Source organism: Pseudomonas sp. MCal1 (assembly GCF_026341415.1).
Taxonomy (GTDB): domain Bacteria; phylum Pseudomonadota; class Gammaproteobacteria; order Pseudomonadales; family Pseudomonadaceae; genus Aquipseudomonas.
Map to the genome: position 1 here is coordinate 79,996 of NZ_JAKUMP010000010.1, position 14,576 is coordinate 94,571.

The window sequence follows — 14,576 nt, forward strand, 5'->3', positions numbered from 1 at the left end:
GTGCTTACCTACACGGAGAGTCCGCAATGCCCAGCCCACTGCGCCCGGAACAACGCCGGTTCCCGCTGCATGTGCACATCAGCGTCATGTTCACCTTTCTGCTGTTGCTCACCGGGGTGGTGCTGGGTCTGTTCAACTATCGACAGACCACACAGATCATCCTGTCGAGCAGCGAAAAACTGTTCAATCGCATCGAACAGGATGTACGCCTCGATCTGCAAGCCACTTATGCACCGATCCGGCATTTGCTGAGTCTGTTGGCCGACACCCCTGCCGCCCGGTCTTCCGGTCTCGAACCGCGCCTGGCGCTGCTCAAGCCGTTCAGCCAGTCCCTGACGGACAATCCGGATCTGGCCTCGCTGTATCTGGGATATGGCAACGGCGACTTCTTCATGGTTCGTCCTTTGCGCACGCCGGCGCTGAAAAACCTGCTCAAGGCACCCGAGGCAGCGGCTTTTCAGGTCTGGAGCATCGAACACGACGCCAGCGGTCAGGCGCATTCGCAGTCGCTGTTCTTCGATCAGGTCCTGTCCCCGGTCGGCCGGCAGGACAACCCCGACGATCCTTATGATCCCCGCAGCCGGGCGTGGTACATCAACGCGCGGCAGCAGACCGAACAGATCACCACTGAACCCTACGTCTTTTTCTCCACCCGCAACGTCGGCACGACACTGGCTCGGCGCAGCGGTGCTGACGCGGTGATCGGCGCCGACCTGACCCTCGACGCACTCTCCGCAACCCTGATCAAACACGTGGTGACACCCGCCACGGAAATCGTCCTGTTCGACGCCGACGGCAATGCCGTGGCCTATCCCGACAGCAGCCGGTTGATCGTCGATGACCGAACCGCGCGTCTGGCCAAGGCTGCCGACTTGAGCCCTGCCCTGCATGCCTTGTTTTCCGGTCACCAGGGCAATCGGATCAAGGCCGACGGCCGGCAATGGATTGTCGCCCGCAGCCAGTTGCAGGAAGGTGGGCCGAAGGGCTTGCAGATGGCGTTGCTGGTGCCGGAGGACGAGTTGCTGGTCGACGCCTATCGCATGCGCTGGCAAGGCGCGCTGATCACGCTGGCCACCCTTCTGCTGTGCCTGCCGCTGGGCTGGCTGATCTCGCGAATTCTGGTCAAGCCGCTGCATGCGCTGGTCAAGGAGGCCGACGCGATTCGCAGTTTCGATTTCAATTTTCCCGTGACCCGACGTTCGCCGGTGCTGGAGGTCGACCAGTTGAGTCTGTCGATGGCCCGCATGAAAGACACTCTGGCCAGCTTCTTTCGGATCACCGACAGTCTGACCGCCGAAACCCGCTTCGCCCCGCTGCTGCAACGGGTGCTGTTCGAGACCGTGCAGATCGCCCAGGCCCAGGCGGGCCTGATTTATCTGCGCGAAAACGATGGCGATCGCATGGAGCCCTGCGGTCTGGTGGTCGACGGCGAGTCCCAAAGCCTGGCCGCGTTCGATATTCAGGGGCACAACCTTGACACCGCTCCGAGTCCCGAATGGTTCCGACAACTGGCGAACGCCAACACGGTCGTGAGCAATCTGGGTTTCGAACAGGCCACCGACCTGCAGAAAGTGCTGCTGGCCATGGAATCGCCGAGGGCTCATCTGATCGGTATCCGCCTGCATAACCGGCACAACGAGACCGTCGGCCTGCTGGTACTGCTGATCAATGACAGCGGTACGGCGAGCGATCTGGAAAAGCTGCGGCCCGATCGCATCGCCTTCCTGCAAGCGGTGTCCGGGGCGGCGGCGGTGAGTATCGAGAGCCAGCGCCTGCAAGCCCGGCAGAAACAATTGCTGGACGCGTTCATTCAGTTGCTGGCCGGCGCCATCGACGCCAAGAGCCCTTATACCGGCGGGCATTGCCAGCGCGTGCCGGAGCTGACGCTGATGCTCGCCCATGCCGCAGCGGCCAGTCAGGCACCGGCGTTCAGTGACTACCAGCCGAACGAAGACGAATGGGAGGCCCTGCATATTGCCGCGTGGCTGCACGATTGCGGCAAGGTCACGACCCCGGAATACGTGGTCGACAAAGCCACCAAACTGGAAACCCTGAACGATCGTCTTCATGAAATCCGCACCCGCTTCGAAGTGCTCAAGCGCGATGCATGGGTCAGCTACTGGCAAGCCGTGGCCATGGGCGGCGATGAACGGCAACTGGCCGAGCTGCGCGACGCAACCCTGACAGCACTGGATGACGATTTTGCATTCGTCGCCCACTGCAATCTGGGCAGTGAAGCGATGGCCGAGGCCGATCTGCAACGTCTGCAACGTATTGCGCAACGTACCTGGACCCGCACGCTGGATGATCGACTGGGCTTGTCGTGGGAAGAGAACCGGCGTCAGGCACGCACCCCGGCACCGACCTTGCCGGTCAGCGAACCGCTGCTGGCGGACAAGCAGGAACATCTGCTGGAACGCGCCGAGGGCGAGCTGATTCCGGAGGACAATCCGTGGGGCTTCAAGCTCGACGTGCCGCCTTACAAATACAATCGCGGCGAGCTCTACAACCTCAGCATTCCTCGGGGCACGCTGACCCGCGAAGAACGTTACATCATCAACCACCACATGGTGCAGACGATCCTGATGCTCAGTCACCTGCCCTTCCCCGGGCATTTGAACAGCGTGGCGGAAATCGCCGGGGGGCATCACGAAAAGATGGATGGCACCGGTTATCCCAAGCGCCTGAAACGCGAAGACATGAGCCTGCCGGCGCGGATGATGGCGATTGCCGACATCTTTGAAGCCCTGACCGCCGCCGACCGCCCGTACAAAAAGGCCAAGTCCCTCAGTGAAGCGCTGGGGATCATGGCCACCATGTGCCGCGAGGCTCACATCGATGCCGAGCTGTTCGGGCTGTTCGTTCGCGATGGCGTGTATCTGCAGTACGCCACGCGTTTTCTCGATCCACGGCAGATCGATGCCGTGGACCCGGCGGCCGTGCTGCTCAAGGCAGGCCTGGCGGTGTGATCAGCAGTCGGTCAGGCGCAGGAAAATCGCCGCCAGCTGTTCGATCCCGGCCTGATCCTCGGCACCGAAACGCGCGAGCTTCGGGCTGTCGAGGTCGAGCACACCGATCAGACGACCGTCCTTGACCAACGGCACAACCAGCTCGCTGTTCGACGCACTGTCGCAGGCGATATGGCCGGGGAACGCGTGAACGTCTTCGACCCGTTGCGTCTGCAGGCTGGCAGCCGCCGCGCCGCACACACCGCGACCGAACGGAATGCGCACGCAGGCGATCTGGCCCTGGAACGGGCCAAGCACCAGCTCTTCGTTGCGATTGAGGTAGAAACCGGCCCAGTTCAGGTCATCGAGCTGGTTGTACAGGAACGCCGAAAACTGCGCGGCGTTGGCGATGAAATCGCGTTCGTCCGCCAGCAGCGACTCCAGTTGCGCGGCCAACATGCCATAGCCTTCGAGGCCCTGGCCGCTCTGTTGCAAATCAATCATGCCTTGTGCTCCAACAATTTCAGTCCCACCCAGTAACGGGCGAATTGGTATGCGCAACGTCCGTTGCGATTGCCACGACCGGTTGCCCAGCGCACGGCGAGGATGTCCAGTTGTTCGTCGCGCTCCCAGCTCAGGCCGGCCTTGGTGGCCAACTGGCCTATCCAGTGCTCGACGACGTTGAGGAAATGTTCCTGGGTAAACGGATAGAACGACAGCCACAGGCCGAAGCGATCCGACAGCGCGATCTTGTCTTCCACCGCCTCGCTCGGATGCAGCTCGCCATCGACGCGCTTCCAGTTTTCGTTGTCGCTTTCCTTTTCCGGCACCAGATGGCGACGGTTGGAGGTGGCGTACAGCAACACGTTGTCCGGCGCCTGTTCGAGCGAGCCGTCGAGCACGCTTTTCAGCACGCGGTAGTCGCCTTCGCCGGACTCGAACGACAAGTCGTCGCAGAACAGCACAAAGCGCTGCGGCAGCTTGGCGATCTGCTCCACCACCCGTGGCAGGTCCGCCAGGTGATCGCGCTCGATTTCGATCAGACGCAAACCGGCCGAGGCATGTTCAGCCAGCAGCGCGCGCACCAGCGACGATTTACCGGTGCCGCGCGAACCCCACAGCAGCGCATGGTTGGCCGGCATGCCGTCGAGAAACTGCTGGGTATTTCGGCCCAGTTGCTCCAGCTGCCGGTCGACACCGATCAGGTCCGACAGACGCATGTCGAGGCTGACTTCCAGCGGCAGCAGATAACCGCTGCGACCGTCACGCTGCCAGCGTGCAGCCAGGCAGGTACCCCAGTCGATGACCGGGCGTGGAGCCGGCAGCAGCGGTTCGATCCGCGCCAGAACCGACTCGGCGCGCTCAAGAAAAGCATTCAATCGGGAATCCACGTCTTCTCCTCGGGCTCGTTCACAGTGATGATGGCGGTGCAGCGACGACAGACAGCGTTCGAAACCTGTCCCGGCCCTTGCTACAAGGCGCTTCGGGAACTCAGGAGTCCGTGCATGATCGACTATGCTTGAGCAGCGAAGGGAAACGGAAGTGGTTCAACACCCCATGGATATCAAATTCACCCACCGGCTGTCGTACAAACAGGCCCGGCTTACCGTGCTGGTCGGGTTCATTCTGGGCACGCTGCTCAGCCTGCTGCAAATCGGCATCGATTATGCCAGTGAAGACGCGTCCATCAACCGTGAAATCCTGTCTTTGCTGGAAATCAGTCACAACCCGGCCTCGCGCATCGCCTACAACATCGATGCCGAACTGGCGCAGGAGCTGACCCTGGGACTGCTGCGCTCGCCGGCCATCATTTCCGCACGCCTGACCGACAACAACCAGACGGTGCTGGCCAACGTCAAACGCCCGGAGCTGCAAAGCGGCTACCGGATGATCAGCGACTTCCTGTTCGGCGCCAAACGCCAGTTCGAAGACCGCCTCTATCTCGATCACTTGCCCAACGAATCCCTCGGCACCCTCAGCCTGGAAGTCGACACCTACGCGTTCGGCAGCCGCTTCCTGCGCCGGGCCGAGGTCACGCTGATCAACGGTTTCGCCCGCAGCCTGATTCTCACCGGGATCCTGCTCGCGCTGTTCTACGTGATGCTGACCAAACCGCTGGTGCGGGTGATCCGCGAACTCAGCAGTCGCGACCCGCGCAGTGCCGAACCGACCACCCTTGAATGTCCAGGCGGACACGCCAATGACGAGATCGGCGTACTGGTCAAGGTGGCCAATCAGCAGTTCGAGAACATCGCCACGGAAATCCAGCAGCGGCGCAATGCGGAAAACCGGCTCACCGACTACCTCGCGCAACTCGAAGACATCGTGTCCGCGCGTACCGCCGAGCTCAAGGCGATCAACGCGCGCCTAAGCCAGTCCAACCGGGAACTGGAAGTGGCCCGCAGCACCGCACTGGACATGGCCGAGGCACGCTCGGCATTTCTCGCCAACATGAGCCACGAGATCCGCACCCCGCTCAACGGCCTGCTGGGGATGATCGCCCTTTCGCTCGACGGCCCGCTCAACCCCGAACAACAGCAACAACTGTCCATCGCTCACGACTCTGGCAAGGTATTGGTGGAGCTGCTCAACGATATTCTCGACCTGTCGAAATTCGATGCCGGGCAACTGGAGCTCGAACATATTCCGTTCGATCTCGGTTCGCTGATCGAAGACACCGCCAACCTGCTGTCGCAGAACGCGGCGCCGAGTGTCGAGCTGACTTGCCTGATCGATCCGTACTTCCCGGCACTGGTGCTCGGCGATCCGACCCGGGTCAGGCAGATCGTCAGCAATCTGTTGTCCAATGCCCTGAAATTCACTCGCTTCGGCCGGGTCGACGTGCGCTTGTCTACCTGGAAGGACGGTGTCCGGATCGAAGTCTGCGACACCGGCATCGGCATCGCCCAGGAAGCGCAGGTGAAGATTTTCCAGCCGTTCACCCAGGCGGGGGCCGGCATCACCCGCCAGTACGGCGGCACCGGGCTCGGCCTGGCACTGACCCATAACCTGTGCGAAGCCATGCAGGGGCGCCTGACCATCAGTTCCGAAGTGGGTTTCGGCAGTCAGTTCTGCGCCGAACTGCCATTGCCCTGCCACACCCGCGCGGTGATTCCGCCACCGTTGCACGGCAAGGTGCTGGCAATCACCAGCGCGGTCAGCGGGCTGGCAGAGCTGCTGGAAAGTCTGCTGCCGGTCTGGGGGCTGACCTACGAGCAGCGAACCCTCGACGATCCACTGCTTGGCCTGTCCCCCGACGTCATCATCACCGACTGCCCCGAATGCCTGTTCGGCCTGCGCCCGGCGATGACGGCGCCGATTCTGCTGGTAACCGCTTACGGAAGTTTCATGCCGGGTGAGGAAGCCACGGCCCTCGCGCCGTTGCAGCAGCAGGCGCGACCACTGGCCCGCAACGCGCTGTATCAGAATCTGCGCCGGACGCTGTTGCCGGACCTCTCCACCATCGACCGCGCGCGCCTCGAAAGCGTGCCGTCGCAGCGACGCGGTCGGGTGCTGCTGGTGGAGGACAACCCGGTCAACCAGTTGGTGGCCAAGGGCATGCTGGGGAAACTCGGCTGCGAAGTGGTCGTCGCCGCCCATGGTGTGGAAGCGCTGGATCAGCTGGAGCACGACGATTTCGACCTGGTGCTGATGGACTGCAACATGCCTGTGATGGACGGCTACGAAGCCAGTCGCCAGATTCGCCAGAGCGGCCGCTGGCCGCATCTGCCGATTGTCGCCCTGACCGCCAACGCCATGTCCGAGGAACGCGAACGCTGCAGGGCGGCGGGCATGAGCGACTATCTGGCCAAACCGTTTCGCCGTGAAGAGCTGGCGGCGCTGCTGGACCAGTGGATTCCGACTACGACAGTGCCTTGATCTGCCCCAGCAAGTGATCGAGACCGTCACGCAAGACATTGAGCCGGTCCAGATCCACCCCGCTGTCGCACAGCAGCCGTGCTTTCAACGGCCCGACCTGTTCACGCAGCGCTTGCCCCTGAGGTGTGAGGCTCAGATGTACCTCACGCTCATCTCGGGCCGAGCGCTGACGCTGGACCAGCTGCAGTTGCTCCAGACGCTTTAGCAGCGGCGTCAGCGTGCCGGAATCCAGTGCCAGACGCTCACCCAGCGCCTTGACCGTGGGTTGCTCCGGCACGGTTTGCTGCCATTCCCACAACACCAGCATCGCCAGGTATTGCGGATAGGTCAGACCGAGCTGTTCAAGCATCGGCTTGTAGGCACGAATCACCGCCCGCGATGCGGCATACAACTTGAAACACAGCTGGCTGTCGAGCTTCAGCGAATCGGCGGACAAGCTGTTCATTTGAGCAGGGCTTCGATCTCGCGGCTCAGATCCTGCGGCTTGGTAGCCGGGGCGAAGCGCTTGACCAACTGGCCGTCCTTGCCGATCAGGAATTTGGTGAAGTTCCACTTGATGCCCTGGGAGCCCAGCACGCCTGGCGCGCGTTTCTTCAATTGCACGAACAATGGGTGCGCGTCGGCGCCGTTGACTTCGATCTTCTTGAACAGCGGGAAGCTGACCCCGTAGTTCAGCTCGCAAAACTCGCTGATGGCGCCCTCGTTGCCCGGCTCCTGCTTGCCGAACTGATTGCACGGAAAACCCAATACCACCAGGCCCTGATCCTTGTAGGTCTGCCACAGCTCCTCAAGGCCTTTGTACTGCGGGGTGAAACCGCATTTGCTGGCGGTATTGACCACCAGCACTGCCTTGCCGGCGAAGTCGGCGAGGGTCTTTTGCTCGCCTTTGATGGTGGTGCACGGAATGTTCAGCAGGTTATCGCTCATGGTGCGCACTCTTGAAAATGGATAGGCGGCAAAAATAGCGAGCAATTGAATTGTGTGCAATTTAATTATTCGAAAGGCGACCCGTGGATCGCCCATTTCGGTTACTCGCGCGGCACCAGGTCCAGGCACACCGAGTTGATGCAGTAACGCAGACCGGTCGGCGGCGGGCCGTCAGGGAACACATGGCCCAAGTGCGCATCGCACCTGGCGCATTTCACTTCGGTGCGGATCATGCCGTGGCTGGTGTCACGGATTTCGGTCATGGCGTTGTCGCCGATCGGCGCGTAGAAGCTTGGCCAGCCGCAGCCGGAGTCGAATTTGGTCCTGGAGTCGAACAGCGGCTCGTTGCAGCAGATGCAGTGGTAGACGCCATCGGTCTTGGTGGCGTTGTACTTGCCGGAGAACGGCCGCTCGGTGGCGCTCAGGCGGCACACGTTGAACTGCTCGGGGTCGAGCATCGCCCGCCATTCTTCCAGGGTCTTTTCAATCTTTTCCATCATCACACCTCAGCGGCTGAAAAAGCCCGATCTGTACCTTTTCCACGGATCGGGCGGCACGTATGATTGCGCCTCGTCACACGCCAGTCTGGCAGCGGGTTCCTGCGCATTCAAACGGATTGTTGGAAACCGCCGCCCAAGACACCTGCCTGTGTGAAGACGCAGGATTCCCAGCACGGTTGTCCACCCGCCGCCTGGATCGTTCATTTTCGGGATCACATCGCCATGCAGTTCAGCAAATCGAACAAGCTCGCCAACGTCTGCTACGACATTCGCGGCCCGGTGCTCAAGCACGCCAAACGCCTGGAAGAGGAAGGCCATCGCATCCTCAAGCTGAACATCGGCAACCCGGCGCCCTTTGGTTTCGAAGCGCCGGACGAAATTCTCCAGGATGTGATCCGCAACCTGCCGACCGCCCAGGGCTACAGCGATTCCAAAGGCCTGTTCAGCGCGCGCAAGGCGGTGATGCAGTACTACCAGCAGAAACAGGTCGAAGGTGTCGGCATCGAAGATATCTACCTGGGCAACGGCGTGTCCGAGCTGATCGTGATGTCGCTGCAGGCGCTGCTCAACAACGGCGACGAAGTGCTGGTGCCGGCGCCGGACTACCCGCTGTGGACCGCAGCCGTGAGCCTGGCCGGCGGTAACGCGGTGCATTACCTGTGCGACGAAGGTGCCGACTGGTTCCCGGACCTGGCCGACATCAAGGCCAAGATCACCCCGAACACCAAGGCGATGGTGATCATCAACCCGAACAACCCGACCGGCGCGGTGTATTCGAAGGAAGTGCTGCTGGGCATGCTCGAACTGGCCCGCCAGCACAATCTGGTGGTGTTCTCCGACGAGATCTACGACAAGATCCTCTACGACGACGCCGTACACATTTGCACCGCCTCGCTGGCCCCGGACTTGCTGTGCCTGACCTTCAACGGTCTGTCCAAGTCGTATCGCGTGGCGGGTTTCCGTTCCGGCTGGATCGCCATTTCCGGGCCGAAACACAACGCCCACAGCTATATCGAAGGCATCGACATGCTGGCCAACATGCGCCTGTGCGCCAACGTGCCGAGTCAGCATGCGATCCAGACCGCTCTGGGCGGCTATCAGAGCATCAACGATCTGGTACTGCCGCAAGGCCGCCTGCTGGAACAGCGCAACCGGACCTGGGAATTGCTCAACGACATTCCCGGCGTAAGCTGTGTGAAGCCGATGGGCGCGCTGTACGCGTTCCCGAAGATCGACCCGAAAGTCTGCCCGATCCACAACGACGAGAAATTCGTGCTCGACCTGCTGCTCTCCGAGAAGCTGCTGGTGGTGCAAGGCACGGCGTTCAACTGGCCGTGGCCTGACCACTTCCGCGTGGTCACCCTGCCGCGGGTCGATGACCTGGACATGGCCATCGGTCGTATCGGCAACTTCCTCAAGTCCTACCGCCAGTAACCGGCGCTCAGTGCGCAACGGCCCGAACGTTGCGCACTGTCTGATTCAGCAACACTTCTGCTCCACCCCTCCTCCAGCACCTTCTACACTTGCGACTCATATGAATCATGCGTGCCTGAGGCAATGAGACCGGTTGCCGCGTGCCTGTCATCCATAACGGTTTCGGCAGTGGGAAATGTCCCACGCCCGGCGAATCCGGTGTAGGACACAGTTTGAAATAGTCACTCGGTTGAATCGCCAGGTGCCGCACCTTATATACCCCGCAGTACGCTACATCTTTAGCTTGAGGAGATTTCTACAACCATGATGCGCATCCTGCTGTTCTTGGCCACTAACCTGGCGGTCGTGCTGATAGCCAGCATCACCCTGAGCCTTTTCGGCTTCAACGGGTTCATGGCGGCCAACGGGGTTGACCTCAACCTCAATCAGCTGCTGGTTTTCTGTGCAGTCTTTGGTTTCGCCGGTTCCCTGTTCTCGCTGTTCATCTCCAAGTGGATGGCGAAGATGAGCACCAGCACCCAGGTCATCACCCAGCCACGCACTCGCCACGAACAATGGCTGCTGCAAACCGTCGAGCAACTGTCCCGGGAGGCCGGGATCAAGATGCCCGAAGTCGGGATTTTCCCGGCCTACGAAGCCAACGCCTTCGCCACCGGCTGGAACAAGAACGACGCTCTCGTCGCGGTCAGCCAGGGCTTGCTCGAGCGCTTCAAGGAAGACGAAGTGCGGGCCGTGCTGGCCCACGAGATCGGCCACGTGGCCAACGGCGACATGGTCACCCTGGCGCTGATCCAGGGCGTGGTGAACACGTTCGTGATGTTCTTCGCGCGGATCATCGGCAACTTCGTCGACAAGGTGATCTTCAAAAACGAAGAAGGCCAGGGCATGGCCTACTACATCGCGACCATCTTCGCCGAACTGGTACTGGGCATTCTGGCCAGCGCAATCGTGATGTGGTTCTCGCGCAAACGCGAGTTCCGTGCCGACGATGCCGGTGCACGTCTGGCCGGTACGGGCGCAATGATCAACGCCTTGCAACGTCTGCGCGCCGAACAGGGCCTGCCGGTGCACATGCCTGACACCCTGAACGCCTTCGGCATCAACGGTGGTATCAAACAAGGGTTCGCCCGCATGTTCATGAGCCACCCGCCGCTGGAAGAGCGTATCGACGCCCTGCGTCGTCGCGGCTGATCAAACCGGCGCAACCATGAGAAGGCCCGCAGTGATGCGGGCCTTTTTTTGCCTGTCGATTACTGCCCGGAAATCCGGTACACCCGCTCCTCCAGCCGAGTTACGCCGGCCTGCACGAACTTCCAGCTATCACCGAGTACGTCCTGTTCTTCCAGCATCTCGACGCGCCAGACACGGCCCAGCAAACGCTGCACTTCGGCATCGTCCACGGAAAAGGGCGGCCCTGGCATCTGCGACTGGTCGTAATCCAGCGTCACCAGCAGCCCTCGGCAAGTCGGCAACAGGCCCTGCAAGTGCGCTGCATAACGTTCGCGCATCGACGGCGGCAAGGCAATCACCGCCGCCCGGTCGTACAAGGCGGTGCAACCGGCCACGTCAGCCGCCGTCAGCAAGAAGAAATCCCCGCACCACAACTCGATCGCGCCGGCGCGATAAATCTTGAAGTCGCCCTGCTCGCTGACCTGCGGCTGCAATTGCTGCTCAAGGAAAAAGTCTTCCACGGCCTTCTCCGACAGCTCGACGCCGAGCACCTGATAGCCACGGCCGGCGAGCCACAGCAGATCCAGGCTTTTCCCACACAACGGCACCAGCACACGTGCCTGCGCCGGGATGGCCAGATCGGGCCAGTGCCGCTGCAAATACGGATTCACCTGACGCTGGTGAAAGCCGATCTGGTTCGATTCCCACTTCTTGTGCCAAAACTCCGGCTGCATGCATCCTCCCAAGAATTCGATCAAAAGGCGTTAAAACTTATATTGGAATTAGATCAATGAACTGACTGAAGATGAGCCATCTTAACGCTCAGGAACCCTTCCATGTTTCCCAGCCTGTTTATCTCTCACGGCTCACCTATGCTGGCGCTGGAACCCGGCGCCAGCGGCCCGGCCCTGGCGCGACTGGCAGCCGAACTGCCACGTCCGAAAGCCATCGTCATCGTTTCCGCCCATTGGGAAAGTCATGAACTGCTGGTCAGCAGCCATGCGCAACCGGAAACCTGGCACGACTTCGGCGGTTTTCCCCGCGCGCTGTTTGAAGTGCAGTATCCGGCTCCGGGCAATCCGCAACTGGCCCGCGAGGTCGCCGACTTGCTGACCGCCAACAACCTGCCGGCGCGTCTCGATCCGCAACGACCGTTCGATCACGGCGTGTGGGTGCCACTGTCGCTGATGTATCCGCAGGCGGATATACCGGTGGTTCAGGTTTCCCTGCCCAGCCGAGGTGGCCCGGCGCTGCAGAACCGCGTCGGCCAAGCGCTGGCCAGCCTGCGCGATCAAGGCATTTTGTTGATCGGCTCCGGCAGCATTACCCACAACCTGCGGGAACTGGACTGGCACGCCGGCCCGGAAAGCGTCGAGCCGTGGGCCCGGGAATTTCGTGACTGGATTGTCGACAAGCTTGCGGCCAACGATGAAGCTGCCCTGCACGATTACCGCCAGCAGGCACCGAACGCCGTGCGCAGCCATCCAAGTGATGAACACCTGTTGCCGCTGTACTTCGCCCGAGGTGCCGGCGGTGATTTCAGCATTGCCCATCAAGGCTTCACCATGGGCGCGCTGGGCATGGACATCTACCGCTTCGGCTGATGCCCGAATTGCAGGCAAAAAAAATCCCCGAACCAGTCGGGGATTTTTTATGTTCGATCAATCAGCCCAAGGGCGGATCAATCTTCGCGGTAGCGACGCAGCTTCAACTGCTTGCCGGCAACGCGAGTGTCCTTCAGCTTGGTCAGGAGTTTGTCCAGACCCTCTTCCGGCAGCTCGACGAGGCTGAAGCTGTCACGCACCTGGATGCGACCGATGGCTTCACGTGCCAGACCACCTTCGTTGAGGATGGCGCCCAGCAGGTTTTTCGCCGCGATACCGTCACGCGCGCCCAGCGCGGTACGGCAACGGGCACGGCCTTCGCCCAAAGGCATTGGCGCACGACGCTCACGATCACCACGGTCCGGACGATCACCGGAACGCTCAGGACGGTCGCCACGTGGCGCGCTGTTCGGTACCAGTGGACGTTCCTTCTCGATCGCTGCCAGGTTCAGCGCCTGACCATTGGTGGCCTTGCGCAGCAGAGCGGCAGCCAGGGCACGCGGGGTGCAACCGATGTCGGCGGTCAGGCGATCCAGCAGATCACCGTGAGTCGATTCGGCGTCAGCCACCAGCGGCGACAGGCTGTTGGTCAGTTTCTTGATGCGGGCATCGAGAACGGCCTGGGCGTCCGGCAGACGCACTTCGGCAACTTTCTGACCGGTTACACGCTCGATCACTTGCAGCATGCGGCGCTCACGTGGCGTCACCAGCAGCAGCGCGCGGCCTTCGCGACCGGCACGGCCGGTACGGCCGATACGGTGCACGTAGGATTCCGGATCGTACGGCATGTCCACGTTGAACACGTGGGTGATGCGCGGAACGTCCAGACCACGGGCGGCAACGTCGGTCGCCACAACGATGTCCAGACGGCCATCCTTCAGCGAGTCGATGACGCGCTCACGCTGGTTCTGGGCGATGTCGCCGTTCAACGCGGCGGCTTTGTAGCCTTTGGCGTCGAGGGCGCTGGCCAGATCCAGGGTCGCTTGCTTGGTGCGCACGAACATGATCAGAGCGTCGAAATCTTCCACTTCCAGCAAGCTGAGAACGGCAGAAGTCTTCTGGTCAGCGTGAACCAACAGGTGAGCCTGTTCGATCGCGGTAACAGTCTGGGTCTTGCTCTGGATCTTCACGTGCTTCGGATCGCGCAGGTGACGCTCGGCGATGGCACGGATCGATTGCGGCAGGGTCGCCGAGAACAATACGGTCTGACGGGTTTCCGGCATGGCCTTGAAGATGACTTCGAGGTCGTCCATGAAGCCCAGTTTGAGCATTTCGTCTGCTTCGTCGAGAACCAGGTGGTTCACGGTCTGCAGCACTTTTTCGTCGCGACGCAGGTGGTCGCACAGACGGCCCGGAGTGGCGACAACAATCTGTGCGCCATTACGGATTGCTTTCAATTGTGGGCCCATCGGCGCACCGCCGTAGACAGCCACAACAGTCACGCCCGGCATTTGCTTGGCGTAGGTTTCGAAAGCGGTTGCAACTTGCAGCGCCAACTCACGAGTTGGGGCCAGGATCAGAGCTTGCGGCTCGCGCTTGGACGGATCAATGCGGTGCAGGATAGGCAGGGCAAAGGCAGCGGTTTTACCGGTACCGGTTTGCGCCTGACCAATCATATCGTGACCGGCGAGGATGATCGGGATCGACTGCTGCTGAATGGCCGAAGGCTCTTCATAGCCGGTAGCGACTACTGCAGCGACAATATTGGGATGAAGTTCAAGAGCGGCGAAGCCGCCGATTTCCTGGGTCATGGGTCTGCCTCTAAGTGCATCCGCAAAGACCCATGCTCCAAAGCTGCACATGCCGTGTTGAGACTCAAGAGTCGCCCTGGCAGCTTTGTCGGCGGGGATTTGCGAAAACGAATGGATGGAAAAGAATCGTCAAGGAAGAGCCCGCAGTGCGGACGTGCAGCCGAAGCTGACTTCGGGGAATTGCGCTACCTAAACGCGGCCCGGTTAAAGGCCGGCGCGCACTATACCGGAATTTGCCCAAAAAGGGAGCTTTTTTTATCGGTGAAATACAGTTGTCACCGCTGTGTAACGGGGTTTTGCGGATAATCGGACAAAGGTCTATTTTTCTAAGACCCCGGCCCTGCGGGCGATGGCGCTTAAACG

Annotated in this window: 12 protein-coding genes; 5 read left to right on the forward strand and 7 right to left on the reverse strand. The window is 61.2% G+C overall.

Translation table 11 applies throughout. The features are described 5' to 3' along the window. Positions 1 to 26 precede the first annotated feature (26 nt). Positions 27 to 2,969 carry an HD domain-containing phosphohydrolase gene (locus tag MKZ87_RS17610; protein ID WP_085704430.1) on the forward strand — a complete coding sequence of 981 codons (2,943 nt, stop codon included), beginning with the start codon at positions 27 to 29 and terminating at the stop codon, positions 2,967 to 2,969. Here the strand turns inward: MKZ87_RS17610 and MKZ87_RS17615 are convergent, their stop codons facing one another. Both MKZ87_RS17615 and MKZ87_RS17620 read right to left on the reverse strand, forming a co-directional pair. Continuing rightward, positions 2,970 to 3,452, reverse strand: a complete 483-nt coding sequence (locus MKZ87_RS17615; protein ID WP_085700063.1) for a GAF domain-containing protein — start codon at positions 3,450 to 3,452, stop codon at positions 2,970 to 2,972. Then, complete coding sequence (locus tag MKZ87_RS17620; protein WP_085700061.1) at positions 3,449 to 4,339, reverse strand: ATP-binding protein; 891 nt, start codon at positions 4,337 to 4,339, stop codon at positions 3,449 to 3,451. The genes MKZ87_RS17615 and MKZ87_RS17620 overlap by 4 nt, the downstream gene beginning before the upstream one ends. A 124-nt stretch (positions 4,340 to 4,463) precedes the next feature. Between MKZ87_RS17620 and MKZ87_RS17625 the strand changes: the two genes are divergently transcribed. Next, on the forward strand, positions 4,464 to 6,827 hold the full coding sequence (locus MKZ87_RS17625; RefSeq protein WP_371917935.1) for a hybrid sensor histidine kinase/response regulator: 2,364 nt from the start codon (positions 4,464 to 4,466) through the stop codon (positions 6,825 to 6,827). On the opposite strand, the gene MKZ87_RS17630 is transcribed toward MKZ87_RS17625, so the two are convergent. From MKZ87_RS17630 to msrB, 3 genes are all read right to left on the reverse strand, one after another. Next, positions 6,811 to 7,272, reverse strand: coding sequence for a MarR family winged helix-turn-helix transcriptional regulator (locus MKZ87_RS17630; protein WP_085704428.1), 462 nt, complete (start codon positions 7,270 to 7,272; stop codon positions 6,811 to 6,813). The genes MKZ87_RS17625 and MKZ87_RS17630 overlap by 17 nt on opposite strands. Next, entirely contained in the window at positions 7,269 to 7,754 is a 486-nt protein-coding gene (locus tag MKZ87_RS17635; protein WP_085700054.1) for a glutathione peroxidase, read from the reverse strand. The genes MKZ87_RS17630 and MKZ87_RS17635 overlap by 4 nt, the downstream gene beginning before the upstream one ends. A 101-nt stretch (positions 7,755 to 7,855) precedes the next feature. After that, a complete protein-coding gene (msrB, locus tag MKZ87_RS17640) occupies positions 7,856 to 8,251 on the reverse strand; it encodes a peptide-methionine (R)-S-oxide reductase MsrB (protein ID WP_085700159.1) in 396 nt (131 codons plus the stop codon). Between the two features lie 225 nt (positions 8,252 to 8,476). Here msrB and MKZ87_RS17645 point away from each other — a divergent pair, with 225 nt between their 5' ends. Both MKZ87_RS17645 and htpX read left to right on the forward strand, forming a co-directional pair. Further along, positions 8,477 to 9,688: a pyridoxal phosphate-dependent aminotransferase gene (locus MKZ87_RS17645; RefSeq protein WP_007955711.1), complete on the forward strand. Its 1,212-nt coding sequence runs from the start codon at positions 8,477 to 8,479 to the stop codon at positions 9,686 to 9,688. 303 nt (positions 9,689 to 9,991) lie between these two features. Then, positions 9,992 to 10,879, forward strand: a complete 888-nt coding sequence (htpX, locus tag MKZ87_RS17650) for a protease HtpX (protein ID WP_085700052.1) — start codon at positions 9,992 to 9,994, stop codon at positions 10,877 to 10,879. Positions 10,880 to 10,938: 59 nt separating this feature from the next. On the opposite strand, the gene MKZ87_RS17655 is transcribed toward htpX, so the two are convergent. Continuing rightward, a complete protein-coding gene (locus tag MKZ87_RS17655; protein ID WP_085700050.1) occupies positions 10,939 to 11,592 on the reverse strand; it encodes a thiopurine S-methyltransferase in 654 nt (217 codons plus the stop codon). Positions 11,593 to 11,694: 102 nt separating this feature from the next. Here MKZ87_RS17655 and MKZ87_RS17660 point away from each other — a divergent pair, with 102 nt between their 5' ends. Further along, the gene (locus MKZ87_RS17660) at positions 11,695 to 12,462 is read left to right on the forward strand and encodes a DODA-type extradiol aromatic ring-opening family dioxygenase (RefSeq protein WP_227233144.1); all 768 of its coding nucleotides are present in this window, start codon (positions 11,695 to 11,697) and stop codon (positions 12,460 to 12,462) included. A gap of 77 nt (positions 12,463 to 12,539) precedes the next feature. On the opposite strand, the gene MKZ87_RS17665 is transcribed toward MKZ87_RS17660, so the two are convergent. Further along, a complete protein-coding gene (locus tag MKZ87_RS17665) occupies positions 12,540 to 14,213 on the reverse strand; it encodes a DEAD/DEAH box helicase (RefSeq protein ID WP_085700046.1) in 1,674 nt (557 codons plus the stop codon). Between the last annotated feature and the right edge of the window lie 363 nt (positions 14,214 to 14,576).

What these genes read in the sequence shown, in the direction of transcription:
- MKZ87_RS17610 (WP_085704430.1), top strand. Translation starts at nt 27, where the DNA reads ATGCCCAGCCCACTGCGCCCGGAACAACGCCGGTTCCCGCTGCATGTG.
- htpX (WP_085700052.1), top strand. Translation starts at nt 9,992, where the DNA reads ATGATGCGCATCCTGCTGTTCTTGGCCACTAACCTGGCGGTCGTGCTG.
- MKZ87_RS17635 (WP_085700054.1), bottom strand. Translation starts at nt 7,754, where the DNA reads ATGAGCGATAACCTGCTGAACATTCCGTGCACCACCATCAAAGGCGAG.
- MKZ87_RS17615 (WP_085700063.1), bottom strand. Translation starts at nt 3,452, where the DNA reads ATGATTGATTTGCAACAGAGCGGCCAGGGCCTCGAAGGCTATGGCATG.
- MKZ87_RS17625 (WP_371917935.1), top strand. Translation starts at nt 4,464, where the DNA reads ATGCTTGAGCAGCGAAGGGAAACGGAAGTGGTTCAACACCCCATGGAT.
- msrB (WP_085700159.1), bottom strand. Translation starts at nt 8,251, where the DNA reads ATGGAAAAGATTGAAAAGACCCTGGAAGAATGGCGGGCGATGCTCGAC.
- MKZ87_RS17630 (WP_085704428.1), bottom strand. Translation starts at nt 7,272, where the DNA reads ATGAACAGCTTGTCCGCCGATTCGCTGAAGCTCGACAGCCAGCTGTGT.
- MKZ87_RS17655 (WP_085700050.1), bottom strand. Translation starts at nt 11,592, where the DNA reads ATGCAGCCGGAGTTTTGGCACAAGAAGTGGGAATCGAACCAGATCGGC.
- MKZ87_RS17660 (WP_227233144.1), top strand. Translation starts at nt 11,695, where the DNA reads ATGTTTCCCAGCCTGTTTATCTCTCACGGCTCACCTATGCTGGCGCTG.
- MKZ87_RS17645 (WP_007955711.1), top strand. Translation starts at nt 8,477, where the DNA reads ATGCAGTTCAGCAAATCGAACAAGCTCGCCAACGTCTGCTACGACATT.
- MKZ87_RS17665 (WP_085700046.1), bottom strand. Translation starts at nt 14,213, where the DNA reads ATGACCCAGGAAATCGGCGGCTTCGCCGCTCTTGAACTTCATCCCAAT.